At 38.9% G+C, this 17,932-nt stretch carries 14 protein-coding genes; 2 read left to right on the forward strand and 12 right to left on the reverse strand.

Annotated features, from left to right (window positions below):
* The first annotated feature begins 89 nt into the window (after positions 1-89).
* Positions 90-806, forward strand: a complete 717-nt coding sequence (gene trmB, locus FTV09_RS02395) for a tRNA (guanosine(46)-N7)-methyltransferase TrmB (RefSeq protein ID WP_180056619.1) — start codon at positions 90-92, stop codon at positions 804-806.
* A gap of 66 nt (positions 807-872) precedes the next feature.
* On the opposite strand, the gene FTV09_RS02400 is transcribed toward trmB, so the two are convergent.
* From FTV09_RS02400 to FTV09_RS02435, 8 genes are all read right to left on the reverse strand, one after another.
* The gene (locus FTV09_RS02400) at positions 873-2,489 is read right to left on the reverse strand and encodes a GMC family oxidoreductase (RefSeq protein ID WP_067762232.1); all 1,617 of its coding nucleotides are present in this window, start codon (positions 2,487-2,489) and stop codon (positions 873-875) included.
* 103 nt (positions 2,490-2,592) lie between these two features.
* The gene (locus FTV09_RS02405) at positions 2,593-3,267 is read right to left on the reverse strand and encodes a class I SAM-dependent methyltransferase (RefSeq protein WP_180056621.1); all 675 of its coding nucleotides are present in this window, start codon (positions 3,265-3,267) and stop codon (positions 2,593-2,595) included.
* Positions 3,268-3,315: 48 nt separating this feature from the next.
* Complete coding sequence (locus FTV09_RS02410; RefSeq protein WP_067762236.1) at positions 3,316-4,095, reverse strand: Rossmann-like and DUF2520 domain-containing protein; 780 nt, start codon at positions 4,093-4,095, stop codon at positions 3,316-3,318.
* Between the two features lie 177 nt (positions 4,096-4,272).
* Complete coding sequence (locus FTV09_RS02415) at positions 4,273-5,301, reverse strand: DUF1311 domain-containing protein (protein ID WP_180056623.1); 1,029 nt, start codon at positions 5,299-5,301, stop codon at positions 4,273-4,275.
* A 130-nt stretch (positions 5,302-5,431) separates the two neighbouring features.
* Positions 5,432-6,904, reverse strand: a complete 1,473-nt coding sequence (locus tag FTV09_RS02420) for an OmpA family protein (RefSeq protein ID WP_180056625.1) — start codon at positions 6,902-6,904, stop codon at positions 5,432-5,434.
* 208 nt (positions 6,905-7,112) lie between these two features.
* Positions 7,113-8,366 (reverse strand): dihydroorotase, encoded by a 1,254-nt coding sequence (locus FTV09_RS02425; RefSeq protein WP_180056627.1) that lies wholly within the window; start codon positions 8,364-8,366, stop codon positions 7,113-7,115.
* Between the two features lie 10 nt (positions 8,367-8,376).
* The gene (locus FTV09_RS02430) at positions 8,377-9,393 is read right to left on the reverse strand and encodes an aspartate carbamoyltransferase catalytic subunit (protein ID WP_067762246.1); all 1,017 of its coding nucleotides are present in this window, start codon (positions 9,391-9,393) and stop codon (positions 8,377-8,379) included.
* A 355-nt stretch (positions 9,394-9,748) separates the two neighbouring features.
* The gene (locus FTV09_RS02435) at positions 9,749-10,114 is read right to left on the reverse strand and encodes a hypothetical protein (RefSeq protein ID WP_067762248.1); all 366 of its coding nucleotides are present in this window, start codon (positions 10,112-10,114) and stop codon (positions 9,749-9,751) included.
* A gap of 237 nt (positions 10,115-10,351) precedes the next feature.
* Between FTV09_RS02435 and rlmKL the strand changes: the two genes are divergently transcribed.
* The gene (gene rlmKL / locus FTV09_RS02440) at positions 10,352-12,556 is read left to right on the forward strand and encodes a bifunctional 23S rRNA (guanine(2069)-N(7))-methyltransferase RlmK/23S rRNA (guanine(2445)-N(2))-methyltransferase RlmL (protein WP_180056629.1); all 2,205 of its coding nucleotides are present in this window, start codon (positions 10,352-10,354) and stop codon (positions 12,554-12,556) included.
* 46 nt (positions 12,557-12,602) lie between these two features.
* Here rlmKL and FTV09_RS02445 read toward each other — a convergent pair whose 3' ends face one another.
* The 4 genes from FTV09_RS02445 to FTV09_RS02460 form a co-directional block, all read right to left on the reverse strand.
* Positions 12,603-13,082, reverse strand: coding sequence for a hypothetical protein (locus FTV09_RS02445; protein ID WP_180056630.1), 480 nt, complete (start codon positions 13,080-13,082; stop codon positions 12,603-12,605).
* Positions 13,083-13,251: 169 nt separating this feature from the next.
* On the reverse strand, positions 13,252-14,556 hold the full coding sequence (locus tag FTV09_RS02450) for a DUF945 family protein (RefSeq protein WP_180056632.1): 1,305 nt from the start codon (positions 14,554-14,556) through the stop codon (positions 13,252-13,254).
* A 127-nt stretch (positions 14,557-14,683) separates the two neighbouring features.
* The gene (locus tag FTV09_RS02455; RefSeq protein ID WP_180056634.1) at positions 14,684-15,850 is read right to left on the reverse strand and encodes a GNAT family N-acetyltransferase; all 1,167 of its coding nucleotides are present in this window, start codon (positions 15,848-15,850) and stop codon (positions 14,684-14,686) included.
* Between the two features lie 9 nt (positions 15,851-15,859).
* The gene (locus FTV09_RS02460) at positions 15,860-17,407 is read right to left on the reverse strand and encodes a GH3 auxin-responsive promoter family protein (protein WP_180056636.1); all 1,548 of its coding nucleotides are present in this window, start codon (positions 17,405-17,407) and stop codon (positions 15,860-15,862) included.
* Positions 17,408-17,932 lie beyond the last annotated feature (525 nt).

Here is a 17,932-nt window from a genome sequence, read left to right on the forward strand (position 1 = left end):
CTTAGAGTCGCTTTTTTCCTGAAAAAATTTGACTTGTCAGACTCAGGACTTAAAATACCGCATTCGAATTTTTTACATTTGCCAAAGTTATGTCGAACGATCAATTAGACCAGCAAGCCTTAGAACTGGATAACCTAAACGAACACCGTGAAATCGTAACGTTTATGCGTCGTTCAACTCCACTCAATACATCTCAACGTACTGCATTGGAACAACATGGCCATTTAATCTTAGATTACCCTGTTGGTGATCTACGCCAACACTTTGAACACCCTGAGCGTCCTCTGACTGTCGAAATTGGTTTTGGTATGGGCCGTTCATTGGTACTGATGGCAAAAGCAAATCCTGAACGTAACTTTGTCGGCATTGAAGTACACGTACCGGGGATTGCACAGTGTGTATATGAAGCAGGTCTAGCAGGCTTAACTAACCTACGTGTGTTGGATGCAGATGCCATTCAAGTGCTGCGTGAAATGCCAGACAACAGTATTAATACCGTTCAATTGTATTTCCCTGACCCATGGCAGAAAAAACGTCATTTCAAACGCCGTTTCGTTTCACATGACCGCATGCCGTTAGTTGAAGAAAAATTGGAAATGGGCGGTACTTTCCATGCTGCAACAGACTGGGAACCGTATGCTGAATGGATGTTAGACGTATTGGACAACCGTCCGCGTTTAGAGAATCTTGCGGGTAAAGGCAATAGCTACCCTCGTCCTGAATGGCGTCCACAAACCAAATTTGAACGTCGTGGTATTGAGGCAGGTCATAAAATTAATGACTTCATTTTCAAAAAGATCAATTAATCTATTTTGAAAATTTAAAAAACCACCGACATCGGTGGTTTTTTTATTATTTAAATCAGAAAAATATTAAGCAACCTTAGATTGCTGCTGCGCTTGACGAATCATATCCACTGCTTTTTCGGCAATCATCACGGTTGGTGCATTAGTATTGCCATTAACCACAGACGGCATAATCGATGCATCCACTACACGTAAGTTCTGAATACCATACACTTTCAGCTCTGGATCAACGACAGCCATTTCATCGATGCCCATCTTACAGCTACCAACAGGATGATAAACCGTATCTACCCGCTGACGTAATATGGCACGAATATCATCATCCGTTTTGACCAATGAGGTAAATAGATCTTGCTTGTAATGACCCGCTAAGGCAGGTGATAACATCAATTGCTGAGTAATTTTAAAACCTTGGACTAAATCTTCAACATCCTGATCATCGCCTAAAAAATTTGGATCAATTAATAATGGATCATGAATACTTGAACCACTGATTTTAATTGTACCGCGACTACGTGGATTCAACAGACATACATGGCAAGACAAGCCATGACTGGCATGGAACTTACGTGCATGATCATCGACAAGTGCCACAACAAAATGTAATTGTAAGTTCGGAATTTCCAGCTCTGGTGAAGTCTTTAAAAAGCCGCCACACTCAGCAAAATTTGAAGCAATCATGCCACGACGTTCTTTACGGTAACGGCCAATTTGTTTCAGCATATCCATCGAGCCGGGAATTGAAATACCAAAGGTTCCTTGATACTCCTTTACACTATAACCAAAGATAAAGTCAGGATGGTCGTGGAAATTTTTGCCGACACCCGGTAAGTGGTGCTTTAACTCAATACCATATGCCTGTAATTCAGTTTGTTCACCAATACCCGAAAGCATTAAAATTTGTGGAGATTGTATAGCACCCGCACTCAGCAACACTTCTCGCTGTGCTTTCAGTACTTTCAACTGCCCTGCATGCTGTACTTCTACGCCTGTCGCGACTTTATTTTCAATTACAATTCTATGGGTAGTCGCTTTGGTGAAAACAGTTAAATTTGGACGGTTTAAATGTGGAAATAAATAAGCCCGTGCCACACTACAACGCTCCCCATTGATATGGGTCACTTGATAAACGCCAAGCCCTTCTTGCTCGGCACCATTAAAGTCATCTAAAACTTTATGACCTTGCGCACGTGCAGCTTCGGTATAACGCTGATGGAAAATATTATCACTCTGTACATCTGTGACAGACAGAGGCCCATCATTGCCATGATATTCATTGTGAATACGGTTATTTTTTTCAGAACGAATAAAGTACGGTAATACCTCGTCGTAAGACCAGCCTATATTGCCTTGCGCTGCCCATTGGTCATAATCATTTTTATGGCCACGGATATAAATCATGGCATTAATGCTCGATGATCCGCCTAGACACTTCCCACGAGGTTGATAACCTTTACGCCCATTCAAGCCTTTTTGCGGCACAGTTTCAAATGCCCAATTATTAATTTTAGTAGGTAGGCTTACCACACAAGCGGCTGGAATATTGACTGTCCATTGATCACCTTGCCCACCAGCTTCAAGTAAACAGACTGTGACCTCAGGATCTTCACTTAAACGCGCAGCTAATACACAACCTGCACTACCACCACCAATAATGATGTAATCAAATTCCGTTTTTGACATTATTTTCGTCCAGTTGATTATTTTTATATCTGAACAATAAGTGATTTGACGCAGGCTGAATAGTTACTTTCTAAAATATTTTATGGTGTTCTCAGCACGATTTTTAACTTTTCACTGCCCAATATGCGGCATAACTAAATATTTGGCTAAAACAATAGATGTGCTCAAAACCAATTTTCGTTAGTAAAGTTTGATAATCCGACTGTGATATCAGTTCAAAATCATCTGCCAAACGTTGCATCATTTTATTCGCTTGATGTTTTGTTAAACCTTGCGCTTGGCAAAACTGAGGTAATATTTCCAGCTCTACACTCGACTGTGACAGCATTAAATCAAAGCTTAAAAATATGCCCTGTGGCTTAAGCAGTTTAAACGCTTTGACTAAAAATAAAGGTTTAGCATCTTGCTCAATAAAATGAGTGACCAAAATACACAACACCGCATCAAATGCTTGAGGTACCTCAAAATCTGTATGGCTACCCAATACAAAATTAACTCGATATGCCTGCCCTGTAGCTTGAACATTTTGTCGAGCTTGATTCAGCATATTTTCAGAAAGTTCTGTCACAGTAAATGTGCAGTTTGGATGTGCAGCCAACAAATAATTCAACTCATAACCTGTGCCACAGCCAATAATCAGTACATGCGCATTTTCCTGAAGATGTAACTTCAAAATGCTTTGAATCTGCTGATGAACCAACTCATAACCAGGAATGAGTTTTCGGATGTGCTCATCATATCCATCAACCACAAGCTGACTATTAAAATCTTTTGCCACAATACGTCCTTATATATTTCATCTAGCGATCGATAATAATTCCAAATTTTAAGTGGCAGTATGGCGTTTTAAGATCTGCCCACTCAATAAACGATAAACCTGTTGCAATTCAACTTGCTGAGCATCTGCCAGCATCGAAGTATGCATATTTAATATATTTTGATCGCCTCGCATTGCTGGCCCTGTTTGCATTAAACGAGGATCATGCTGTGTGGCTTTTTGAGCAGTTTCTAATATAAGGGGATAAAGCAAACTAAAATCAACCTGTTTAGCATCAACCACTTGTTTGGCCATGTCATAGCAATAATTACTAAAGTTACAAGCAAAAACCGCTGCCAAATGTAAACTTAGTCGCTGTGCTGAATCGTACTGATAGACATGCTGACTTAAACTGTTCGCCAAAACAGTTAAAATATTTAAATCGCCTTTATTCACCGCCTCAACAAATAATGGTGTATTGCTCCAATCCACTTCACGATCCAAACTAAAGGTTTGTAATGGATAAAATACGCCTGCACGTGAATGCTGTTGAGTAAGTACATCTAAATTGGTACTGCCAGATGTATGTACAATCAGCACATCAGGAAGTGAATAATGCACCTGCCCAATCACCGTTGAAATCGATTGATCACTAACGGCAATAATTGCTAAATCAATATTTGAGTCTAGCGGCTCAAAAGAATCTATGGCTTCAGCATTCACCAATGCGGCAAGTGACTTCGCTTTCTGTAGATTTCGATTTAAGACTTGCACAATTTGATGTTGGGTACTGAGCACTTGAGCAAGATGATGTGCAACACGCCCTGCACCGACAATACTTATTCGCATTCGTAACTTCAATATATTTTAAAATAAACTAGAGCATGTCAGGATTAGGCTAGGCTTGCAATTGCAAAGCAATCAAAAGTATAAGAAAGCAAAAACCGAGTTAATTTCTTAACTCGGTTTTAAATGAAATTCAATCCATCTATTTCAAGACGAGACAGGTTTAATTAATCCTAGAATTTAATTAAATACATTATTCAAATACACAATACGTTCATTGGTTTTTTGATTAAAACACTTGGTGAATTGCATGTTTTGATTTTGGTTTTGCATGGCGTCATCCCAATACTGTGAATGCTTTTGATAAGTTTCTTTTTCACTGTCATTCAATGAATACACGGATTTTTGTGCAAGCACTTTACAATCAACATCGCGCTTTTCAAACCAATCGGATTGATCTTGCTGCAATTGTGCCTTTTGCTCTTCACTAAAACGATCCCAAGTTTGATTCAGTCGATCCACGACAGCAGCATTATCCTGATCTAATTCTTTTTTGCGAATATCCATTGCTTTTTGAGCAAGTCCCATTTGCTCAGTTTGACTTTCAATACTTTGCTGATAAGACTCTTCGTCTTGTTTATTTTGCTTACTATAAGCTGCGTATAACACAGCATGTCGTGTCACCGTCACCACACCATCAATCACATCATTTTGACTCGGCACACTGAGGCTCAAACCTTCTTGATCCGTTTTGGTAATACTATAAGTAAAGTTACCTTTGAGCTGATCATTTTCCATGCTTAAACCAGATTCACCATCCTGCAATGAATCATTTAAGGTGTAATTTGAATACCCTTCCTCACATTCATCACATGGACGTTCGGCGAAAGCATTTTCCGCACGCTTTTGTAAACCCTTCGGAAAGACTACCTGCAATTGACTAGCACATTCCAATGTTTTTGCTTTATTTGGATCTTCAGTTAGAGTGGTAATATTTTTAATTTTAAATTGAAGATTTTTTACAATTAAATCCATCAACTGTTGATCTGCTTCATAATCAGACTGACGTAATTGTTTGTTTAATTCTTTTAGATATTCACTCTTCAAATGATCTTGCAGCTGTTGAATATTTGCATTTGCAGTACAGCTCCAATCTTCTAATACCGGTGTATCTGACTTCACTTCCGCATCTTTCTTATTTTTAAAATAATCACAACCCGACATTAAGCTCGTCGAAATCATCAGGCTGGTTAATATTATTTTTTTCATGCTTTAAATTACCATTGGTGTTTTATTATTCAGACGTATTCTAATCAAAATCACCCCGCCTTGACGAGAAAAATCCCTGCTTAAAACAGGGATTTTCTTTATTGTATGGTTAAAATCTTGAGTTTAAAGCTTAGTGTGTTGTTTCTGTCACACCCTCACTACTGACATCACGTACCTTACCATTTTCAGTATTTAAGACTTCAAATTCGATACGACGGTTTTTAAACTGACCTTCTTTTGTGCTGTTATCTGCGACTGGTTTTTCTTGACCATAGCCCACTGCTTGCAATTGAGCAGGGTCAACACCTTTAGAAACTAAATAATCTACTACTGACTGTGCACGTTCTTGTGACAGTTTTTTATTAGCAGCAGCATCACCCACAGCATCGGTATGACCTTGTACCGTTAAATGCACTTGTGATGCACGTTGCATCAACGCAGCAGCCTGATCCAAAATAGATTTATTCACTTCAGGAATTTCAGAAGAACCTGTCGCAAAATTAATAATTTGTAGATTCAATGCTGTTGCGACATCTAAAGCACGGATTTGATCTGGATTAATACTCGCCAAGGCTTTTTGTGCATCAGTAATACTATTATCAACCGCAGAACTTTCATCAACACCCTCTTGAACCAACACCGTCATATTTTTCGCTAAAGGTGCAATTTGGCTCGCTAAATTTTTAGCATCCGCAGGATTTTGAGACAAAATTGACAATTGATTTTCTGTCCAGGTTAAAGTGGTATTCGGCACACCTTTTAATTTTTGTAGTACTGTTGGAATGGTGTCTTGATCAATGAATTGTGTATGGTAACTCGCATCTGAAACAGCACCACAACCTGTAGCAAAATTAAAAATTTGCTTCACTTGCTGTTGTAGGATATCCATATAGTTGGCATCACCAGTTTGAATTTGACAATTAGTCAATGCACCATCTACACCGGTGGTAAATTGTAAACGCGCTGGCTGAGATGCTGCAGGCTGTGCAACGGTGGTACTTGATGTTGCTGGTTCCTCTTTATTCGAACATGCTTTATATAAAAACGTAATTAGCCCCAATAACACCAGTAAAGCAATTAAAGGAAGTAGCCAATTGGATTTTTTTTCTTCAACAATGATTGGTTCAGGTTCAATGACTGGGGCTTGATGTAATGTTTTACCTGCCGCGGTATTTATTCCTAGACCAGCGAGTAATGGTAAAGCCCATTGTGGAACAGCAGCCAAGATAGAATCAGCATGATTATCGAGTAAATGGGTAATCGCCTGTGGATCTGATGAACCTGCTTCATTTTCCAGTATACCGAGTGTAGGCGCAATTGATTGGTTCAGCGTGTGTTCAATTTGTGATGCTGGCGCTGCCCCACCTACATGTTGTAGAAATTGATCTTTTAAACTTGGGTTGGATACAAAGATATCTGAAAGCCGTGGATTTAATTGCTTTTGAAATGTTTCAATCAATTGTGGCTTAGAACGAAATAAATTCAACAACACAGGAATAAACTGACTAATCGCAGAATTTTTTTCAAATAAATTCTCTGTGTCACCGTCTAGCACAATCGATGAGACGTGCTGTTTAATTAATTCAATTAAATCGATATTCATACTTATACTCCATGCTCTTCTCATTATTTTCATGCAAATTTTAGTTTATATGCTTATTTTTTAATCAAATGTAATAATTTGTTCATTGCGGTTTTACAATGATTTTTAACTCATTCTTTCAATATTTGTGGAAAATATCTCGTAAAAAAAGCCAGCCGAAGCTGACTTTTTAAAATGAGTAAATGAGACCTTATTGATCTATTTTAAATCATTGTCCTGGGTAAAACGCTTGAACCACTTTACCTTTTACAGTTTGATTGATCAGAGGTGTATTTTTACCATTCGACACAATACTGTCTTTATTAATAGTCCATTCAAGTTCTGGATCAACTAAAACCCAACCAGCTTCATCTGCCCAACGCTGTTGCATTTGCGCCACTTGTGCAGGCGCAATAGTCACTTTTTCCACCCATGCTAAAGGTGTAAGTAGACCTTCATTAATCAGTTCAATGCCAAATGGAATATAGGTATCAAATGCAGTGAAACCCGGTTGAGTTTCAGCAAATGGTGCCATTTTTGCAGAACTACTGAGTGGTTCATGGTGCGTACAAATAGCGTCGATTACACCCTCTTTCACGCCTTGACGGAGCAAGTCTTTATCTTGTTCTGAGCGTAATGGCGGACGCACGTGTGCAAGTGAGTTAAAACCATCAATCAATTGATCAGTTAAATGCAATTGATGCATAGCAACATCACAGGTCACTGGTAAACCTTTTGCCTTAGCATTTTTAATTAATTCAACGGATGCACCTGACGACAATAAACCAAAATGTGCACGTACTTTGGTCGCTTCAATCATCAATAAGTATTTAGCAATTGCCACAGTTTCAGCCAAGGCTGGAATCATAGGTAAACCTTGACGTGACGCAACAAAGCCTTCATGCACACAACCGTCTTTGGCAATCTGCGGTTCTTCGGCATAGAACACAACCGTCATATTTAGACCTGCAGCATATTCCAAGGTACGAATAACAACATCATCATCCATAAATGGTGCATTGGCATTCGATACAGCAGTACAACCACCTTTTTTCAAGCCGGCCATATTTGAAGGTTGTTTACCTAACAGTCCTTGGGTCTGCGCACCAATCACTTGTAGATAAATACCACCATCTAACATCGCTTTTTCAACCAAACCATGAATCAAAGCGCCGTTGTCTTGCACAATCGGTTTTGAGTCTGGTGGTGTGAATACATGCAAAATACCATTGGCGCGCGCAGCTTGACCTTCTGACTTTAAAGTCCCGTGTTGCTGCTGACCTGGCTCACGTAAACGCGCACACAAGTCCACCATACTTGGCATCAGCCATTTGCCTTGGCCATCAATGGTTTCTGTCGCCGTGCTTTCGCTTACATTCTGTTCCGCTACAAGTTTGCCATTTTCAAGGTAAACCGTTTGTACGCTATCGTTTTTTTTGATTGGGTCTAAGACACGTACATTTTCAATTTTTACAATAGTCATGACTTTTCCCTTAACCTGCAATCGCTTCTAACAAACCTTTTTCTTGTAACTGACCTTGCATTGCTAAAGCCAATACCGCCATACGCACAGCGATACCATTGGTCACCTGATGCAAAATCACAGATTGCTTACCATCGGCAATACTTGAGTCAATTTCAACGCCACGGTTCATTGGGCCTGGATGCATTACGATACAATTGGGTTTCGCTAGAGCCAAACGCTCTTTGTTTAAGCCATACATCTTGTAGAATTCAGCTTGTGATGATAATGCAGGCGAATCAATACGTTCATTTTGAATGCGTAGGGTAATGATCACATCGCAATCACGAATACCGTCTTCCATATTGTTAAATAAACGAACATCTTCACCATATTCATTAAAGCCATATGGCAACAATGTATTCGGTGCAACGACACGAATATCTTTACAGCCCAATGTTTGCAATGCTGCAACATCAGAACGTGCTACGCGCGAATGCTTGATATCACCAATAATCGCAATGGAAATATCTTCAAAATTCTTTTTAGTTTCACGGCGAATCGTCAACATATCCAACATGGCTTGTGTTGGATGTGCATGACGACCATCTCCTGCATTAATGATTGCAACATGCGGGCAAACATCTTTAGCAATAAAATGTGGTGCACCTGAAGATGAATGACGTACCACAAAGATGTCCGTCGCCATGGCTTCAAGATTCCACAACGTATCACGCAAAGTCTCGCCTTTTGATGTACTTGAACGTGCAATATCAATGTTCAATACGTTTGCAGACAGGCGCTTTGCTGCTGCTTCAAAAGTGGTTCGTGTACGGGTTGAGTTCTCAAAAAACAGGTTCATTACCGTACGACCTTCAAGGAGGTTATTGGTAATCAGCTGATTTTGGTCATTAAAAAAGGACTGTGCAGTGTCCAATATTTTTGTGAGAGTTTCTTTAGAAAGACCTTCGATGGTGAGGAAATGTTTTAAGTTACCATCTTGGTTAAGTTGAATCTGGCTCGGAGTATGCAATGCCGCTAAGTGCATGAGAGATTCCTAATCGTTAAGTCAACGCATTATACAGAGATTGAACGAAAATGGCAGTTGATGTTTTCTACAAACAACACAAAACAAAGCTGTAAATAGAAATGAATTTTCAAATTCCTATCTATCATTTCAATTAGATAAATTAAACAAAATCATTTAAAATCACTCTTTACCCATCTACATTCCAAGTACTTTGGTTTTACCGTCAACCATTAAATAAACATATAAATTCTATAAATCTCACCCATTCACCATGTTTAGTCATTATTATTTGGCTGTAATCCAATAGGTGAAAGTCTGTTTATTCGTTTCATTTTTGACTTTCACAAATGGTTCTTTTTAATCTTGTTTCAAATTAACGTAATGCGCCGATATAACGATGTGAAACTTGCGCCTTATAAATATCTTCAGCAGTGGGCTCACTGGCATATAGATATTGTTCATCGTCTTCATTGAACTTAGGTATTGCTAACTTAGTTTCGACTGCCACCACGTCACTGATTTCACTCAACTCTAATTCCGTATAAAGACGTGCAACTAAACGTGATAGTTCTGGATCTTCAGTATTTAACGCTAAATTTGCTACATAGCGCGCATAGTCTTTATTTTCGACCATAAATAAAGCATCAACTACACGCCCACTCACACGACGTAAACGTGCATAAAGTAAGGTTGCAATAGAAAATGCATTTGATTGTGATACTGTCGTTGCTGCTGTCATCGTGCTACCCCGTTATTGATCATTCAATTAAAAAAATTATTAACCTTTCACAATTGCGAATGGGATATAGCAATTTTTATACCATTACCGTGAATAATCCCTTAAAGCCTTCACAGTAGTTGGAAATTTTTTTGACCGATTTACCCATATTTCTCTATTAACTCAGTAAGAACATCCGCCCAAATAGTCGAAAATACGTTAAAATATTAGATTGCTTTTTTGCCTTTGGAAATTTACATGAATTCGAAACCGCGTCTCTCTACATATTGGGTTACCTGTGCAGATGGACTTGAAACCTTACTCCGCGAGGAAATTGAAGGTTTAGGTGTTCAAAATATTGAACAATTCCCGGGTCGTTTGGTTTTCAAAGGCAAATTAGAAGATGCTTACCGCATTTGTATGTGGTCTCGTTTAGCCTCACGTGTATTGACTCCAATTCACACACATGAACTTGAATTCACACATGACGCGCGTGATGTGGCTGAAGAGCTCTATGAAGGTGCAATGAACTTTGATTGGTCACTTATTTTTGCACCACAAAGTACCTTCGCGATTCGTCTACATGTAGAACGCGACATTAAAGTGAACTCTCAGTTCGCAACGCTTCGTGTAAAAGATGGTGTCGTCGATTCATTTATGGAAGCTGTAGGCAAGCGTCCAAGTATTGATATCAAGCAGCCTGAAATTACACTTTATGTGTTGGCTGGCAAAACAGCACATACATATTGCTTAGACTTATCTGGCGATTCTTTACATAAACGTGGCTACCGTCGCTATATGACCGATGCCCCAATCAAAGAAAACTTAGCCGCTGCAATTTTGCAAAAAGCACAATTAAAACAGCAAAATCCAGACATCATCCTTGACCCTATGTGTGGCTCAGGTACGTTTATTATTGAATCTTTAATGATTTTGACAGATCGTGCGCCTGGTCTTGTCCGTCGTTTTGGCTTCAATGGCTGGAATGGTCATGACCATGAACTTTGGATGTCAATTAAAGCTGAAGCGGCTGAACGCCATAAAGCAGCACTTGAATTACCTTTACCTCAGTTCTATGCATTTGATGCAGACTGGGAAGCAGTCAAAGCCACCAAACAAAACATTATTGCTGCTGGTTTTGAATCTGTTCTCGATCAAATTAAGCTTGAAGAACGGACGCTTGCTGATTGGCCAGATTTCCAAAATGTAGGCAAAAAATCTTTTGTAGTCACCAACCCGCCATATGGTGAGCGTTTAGGTGAAAAAGCATCAAACCGCGCTTTATATTTAGGCCTTTCTGCTTTATTACAAAAGAATTTCCCAAATCAGCCTGCTGCAATTATTGCTTCACAAGTTGAACAAGCCGACGTTCTTGCATTCAATGATCCAAAAATTTTGCGCTTGATGAATGGTAAATTACCTATATATGTTCGCTTTGGTACGATCAAACCAGCGACGGTACAAAAGCCGTTCCTAGAACATTGGGAACCACAGCAATTTGAACCAATTGAAGGTGCGCAAGACTTTACCAATCGTCTGCAAAAGAACATGCAGAACTTGAAAAAATGGGCAGTAAAAGAAAATATTTACTGTCTACGTCTGTACGATGCCGATCTTCCTGACTTTAATGTTGCTGTCGATTTATATGGCGATCGTTTACATGTTCAAGAATATGCGCCACCAAAACAAATTGACCCTGAAAAAGCCAAAAAGCGTTTCAACCTTGCTTTACAAGCGATTCGCTCTGTAACTGGTCTTGGCCGTGATGCGATCTTTATCAAAACTCGTGCACGCCAAGAAGGTAAAAATCAGTACACAAAACAAAGTACTGCCTCTAAGCGCTTTATTGTGCAAGAAGGTAAAGCGAAGATCTTGGTTAACTTAACTGATTATCTAGATACAGGTTTATTCCTTGACCATCGTCAAATGCGTCTACGTATTGCCAATGAAGTTCGTGGTAAGCACTTCCTTAACTTGTATAGCTACACCTCTACAGCGAGTTTGCATGCTGCATTAGGTGGCGCAGCAAGTACGACCAGTGTCGATTTATCAAATACCTATTTAAATTGGTCAAAAGAAAATTTTGTCTTGAATGGCTTAACCGTTGATCATGCAGATGAACAACACCAATTCTTCGCAAGCGATTGCTTTGAATGGTTAAAAGAAGGTCATGAACAATACGATATGATTTTCATTGACCCACCGACATTCTCGAATTCGAAAAAATTCCACGGTACTTTCGACGTGCAACGTGACCACATGTCACTTCTTAAACGTGCTATGAACCGTCTAACCACCGACGGTACGCTTTATTTCTCAAATAACTACCGTGGTTTCGTGATGGATGATGTTATTTTGGCCATGTTTGATGTTGAAGAAATCAGTAATGAAACGATTGGTCTCGACTTTAAACGGAATACCAAAATTCACCGTTCTTGGAAAATTACGCATCCTAAAATCTAAGTCAATTCCATTCACTTAGTCTTTTCCGATTTAGAAATGAAGCATGTCAGTGCTTCATTTCTACTACTACCCCATCTGGATATGTGACACGCATATTTTCATAGCGCTCTGCCATTCGTATCTGATTAACAGGTGTTACATCAGCAGTTCGCGTTCCTAACTGATCTGCAGCTCTTTTCTTTTGCAATAAATAATCACTTGCCGTCGAACCTTCCAATTGTTTTTCTTGAATAATCTTATTATTACGACTCGATTTATGTGCTGAATTTTTTTGCTGCTCTGCTTTTGGTTTCGCAGCCTCGCCATCAATCATTTCCAACGTATCTTGACTAAACTGCCCTTTTCCTTGAATTTCAGTTGCCAACTTTTTATCTGAAATTACATGGCCTGCATAACTGTACGAAACAATCGCACTCAACAAAGCCAAACTACAAATATAAGCAATAGGCTTACTTCGAAGAACGCTTGGCAATTTAGTATTAGCATAGCGCGTATTTTGGCTGATTTTTTTGTTTTCCATCTTCATGATGACTTGTCCTATTATTGTTGTGTTTGGATTTTGCCATTTGACGCTAACAATTTTTGCTTCTACTCACAATGGCCTTCCGTTCTTCATCCGATAAAATGACTGTATCAATAATGGAATTTTTGCCACAAAAAAACCGCTCGATTTGAGCGGTTTTTTCATCTTCATATTAATCTTTCTGCTGCACAGCTTTACCAAAAAGTTTCTGTCCAAACTTATATTGCATACTCACAACCATATCATTGCCATCACGTTTACCTTGTCCAGAACTTTCTAAGCTGCTAAACATCGATTCAACTTCTTGGCCAGAAATTGATTTCCCTTGTAATTGCAAATAATTGTTCATCACTGCAGATAGCATATTCTTATCAAATTTTAGATCGGCATGAAAATCCAATAAACTCGGTACCATTTTCACAAATGACTCAATAGAAGCTTGATGTCCAGGCATTAACTTACCATCTAGGCTTGCAGAGGCACTGCCACCACCCAAACTAATGGTGTTATTTTTGGATTTAAAATCGAACCCTTGATTGACTACAGCAAGGAAAGCTTTTGTCATTTCTGGTTCTGAATCTGTAACAGCATCACATGAATTATCGACTTGATGCCACACATCCCTAAAGGCTTTCACTTTTTGTAAATTAACTTTATTCAGCTCTAAATTTAAAGCCAAATTTTGAGTAATCGGTGAACCGGGAAAATCCATTTCGCTGGCTTTAATATAGCCAATGAAATCAACATCATTAGGATTGATTTTGGTTTCCCAACGCATATCCAAACCTTTCATACCACCCGACATTTTAGAATCAATGCGTTTAAAAGAAGCTGCCTGCATTTCTACAAAGCCAGACTCGAGTTGTGGTTTATTTAAGCCCTGATTCGTAGTTAAAACCAAATCCTGAATCATCGTCTGTTCAGCGCCATCTAAAACTTGAACAACCGGAAATATCATAGAAAATTCAGTAACCTGTGTAAGCTGACCAGGCCGACTAAATGTTTTTATTTTTAGCTTACTCGCATTAGCGTGAATTTTTTTGGTTTCTGCAACCGTTTTAAACGCTGGAATTTGCACATCAGTGGTCGTTTGACCAATCCAATTGACTAATGTATTCGCACTAATATTGCCCTGTATCACATTGGCAAACTTCCCATGGCTTTGATCTTTCACGATTTTAAAATTGGATAAAACGGTATACCCCTTAAAACCTCTTTTAATTTCATCATGCCCATGAATCACGATCACTTCTTTGGGATTACAAGGATCTGGCTTCAGTGTTAATTTCCAATCAACACTTCCATCCATCAGCCCCATTTTATAATGACTATATTGGATGTCGATATCTTCGACCACATCAGACAATTGGCTATTTTCATAATAGGCATTTAAATTTTTATCTGCATATAAATTCCCCCCGACTACAGCTGCTGAAAGTACAGCAAGACTGCCTCCCCCCCATATCAATTTTGACATGACTTACTCATTGTGATTATTCTTTGAGCAGTATACTGAATAATCTAGTTACATAAGTACACAATCAATATTAAATTAAGTGATTGATATGAGGGTTTTAATTGAGGAGTCAATTCACAATATGTGCTTAAATGCGACCCACATCAAAATAACTAATTCGCTTTCGATCAAATTTCCCATAAGGATTGCCACTAAAACTATGGAAATAGTGCTTGGCTTTTAAAATATGTGAAGTGGTATTTTTCATCCATTGTATACGTGGATCATTTTCTGCCAAGGTGACACAGTATGTTTCTTTTCCTCGATGTTTTGTTTGTTCCTTTGCGTGAAAAATAAGACTCGAAAAAACCTCAAGGTCTTCTGGATGGCACAATGGGCTATGCATCATTAAGTAATCAAATGTCCCTTTCACTTTAGGTAAAGACAACACACCTCTAACATTGGCATAGACATTATAAAATGGCTTCATTAACTTTAAAGGTCGTGAATAATCGATAACACGGGTCTGTTTAAAGCTCTTTTGATTCCATAGCCCGTATAAACCAACCAATTGATCATCCTTATTATAAATAAGAAAAAAATCACTGAGACTCATGCCTTTCCAAAATGGATGATGGCCTTCTAGTAGTCCATTAAAATCATAAGTGGGTAAAAAATTATAATGATCTTTCATTTTTAAAATGAAATCATTCGCCGCTGTTATTGCGTCCTGTGTCAGCGGCTTGAAGCGATAATGAGCAAATGTTTTGGGCTTTTTGGCTTGAGATACGGTGTAAGTTTGAATATCGTCAAAATAATAGGGTAATGGAAACCCTTTACGCTCTTGATGCAAGATATTAGCAGCAACGACATTTGCATTGAGTACGACACTTTCAAAAATTGTATTCTGTGGAATCTCATCAAACACATAATCCATCAAAAGTCGCATCACTTTGCCTCCGCGATACTCTGAATGCATCCGTAAATCGGCAACATAGCGCATCAAATCAGCTTGTCCATTGATATAACAGTAGCGCCAGCCTAAATTCATCATTGCAACAACAAAACTAGGATTATCAATAGGTACAACAACCTTTAAATCAGGTCGGTTATATTGTGCTTGGCTCGCCGCTAAATAGCTTGGGTATCGCTCATAAGACAAGGTAATACCATTACTTGGAACGGTTTCCGCACTGAGTATCATGAGCTGTTCATCATCAGCTGGTGTTGCTGAGCGAACTGCAAAATTCGACTCATTTTTTGAACGATATAACACCATTTCATCTAATGGGTGTTCAAGAACATCAAGATCCATATGCTGTACTCAAATTATTTTTGTTTTCATTTTCTTCAATGGTTCTGGCTTAATATTTCCTTCAATCATGCCATTTTTCATTGCTAAAGTTTTATAGTAATCCCATGCATCATCGACATGTTTCACTTCAGGCTCATCTAGCTGCCCTAAATCACGTGCTAATTCATAATGAAAATTCTGCTTGAGACGCTCATCTAAAGCCAGCGCACTTGGCTGTTTGGACTGATTACCTTCACTGAGTAAAATATAGTGCGGTTTCTTTTCACTGCACTGCTCTATACCCAAAATACTAATCGGAAGATAATCCTCTTGCTTAAATTCAGCCAATACATTGATCGCGATACTATGATCAAGTTTTTCACCCACTAAATCGACCGTCATCTTACGACCAAGAAACTCAAAGCATGGTACTTGATGATAAAAATCAGTGACACGTAACTCATCATCAATCACATAACGAATTAACCCAGAACCTGTGGTAATGACAGGACTTACAATATCACCAACTTTAAGTTTCCAAGAAGGTACAACCTGCAAAGTATCTTGCAAAATAAACTCGTAAAAGTGGGATTGGTAACTTAAAGGAAACCGTTCTGCAAATGGAATCGTGACGACACCTTCAGTTGCCCACAATCCTTTAGCTTCAAATGCAACGCCTGCTATACGTTGTTTTAGCTCTAGCGCCCATTGTGCAGCACTTGCAGTGTCCCAACTCGAAATCAAACTCAGTTTAGGCCAAAGTTTTTTCCACGCATCGGCTTGGCTTAAATCTAGTTGCTTCAGCTTATAGTGCTGTTCACAGGACTTGGGAACTTTTAAGAAATTGAGTCCCTGACGCTGCCAATGCCCTGTTTTCAGTACTTCGATAATCTCATCTTGATATGCATGAATAATATCAAGCAGTTGTAATGCAAAGGTCGGACTCCAAACTGAGATCATGCCTAGATGCTTATCTGCCACTAAATATACTGCAGTTGCAAACATCGCATCTTCAGCAGATTCCGCCAATGCAATTTCACTGGGTACTGATTGAGTGGTTTTAGTCAAAATACGCTTCGTAAAGTTGAGTAAAGCACTATCATCATTTAGGTTACTATTCTCGAGTAATTTGCGTTGACTCTCGGGCAACCAAGATACCGACCAATAATGCGTTGAGTTTTTAAGCTGCGGATGTTTACGATATAAATTGCATAACCACAAGCCAATCGCCTCATCCAATTCATCTAAAAAATGCTGCGTATATGGAATGAATTTTAGCGCCTCACTCGAACCACTGGTTGGCTGAAAGCGAATAACATCACCTGTGCCCATTTGATTTTCACCACTTTGACGCGAATGCTCAATTTTGTTTTTCCAATCGGCATAGCGCGTTAAAGGATACTGTTCAGCAAACTGCTCATAGCGCATTGCTGAAGAACTCTCTATACGGCGTAAAAAATGATTCAGTTTACGACGCTGCACAGTTTCAAGCTGATTTGACTGCCGTATATATCGTTTAAAGGCTTTTTTGCAGGCAAGATTCAGTACTTGATGAGAAGCGGAAAGTAGCAATCCCATGTTAAGCAACCTTCGTATCTTGATCCGCGGCAATGTGCAAATTACGAGACTTATAGCGTAATTTGCTATCATGTTTACTCACACTCGTCGATTTCGTTAGGAAACGATTCACATAACGATATAAATCACTCCAACGTAATTCACCGATGCAAGGTAACTCCGTTCCATCGACCCAAGTAGGATTTTTATTTTCAAAGAAAGCAATCTTGCTATTTTTTTCACGCATTTCATTGGTAATTGGCGCAACATCGGCTTTTAATGGCTGGTAGTCATCACCAAAATTTAAAAGACCAGTTTCTTTATTGTAGTATTCTGAAAAATATTCTTTGCAATAAGACTCAACAAAATCTTTAAGATGTGCATTTTTCTCATCGTAATGTGGGTAATAACTGTAATAACTCTGTACACGACAAATTTCACAGAACCCTTATCCTATCAGGCTTCTGCCTTCTTAAAATTGCCAAAATCTCCTTAAACTCTTCTTTTTTCCCAAAACCAATTAAACGCTGAATCGCCATTTGAACA

The organism is Acinetobacter sp. YH12227 (assembly GCF_013417785.1).
GTDB classification, from domain to species: domain Bacteria; phylum Pseudomonadota; class Gammaproteobacteria; order Pseudomonadales; family Moraxellaceae; genus Acinetobacter; species Acinetobacter gandensis.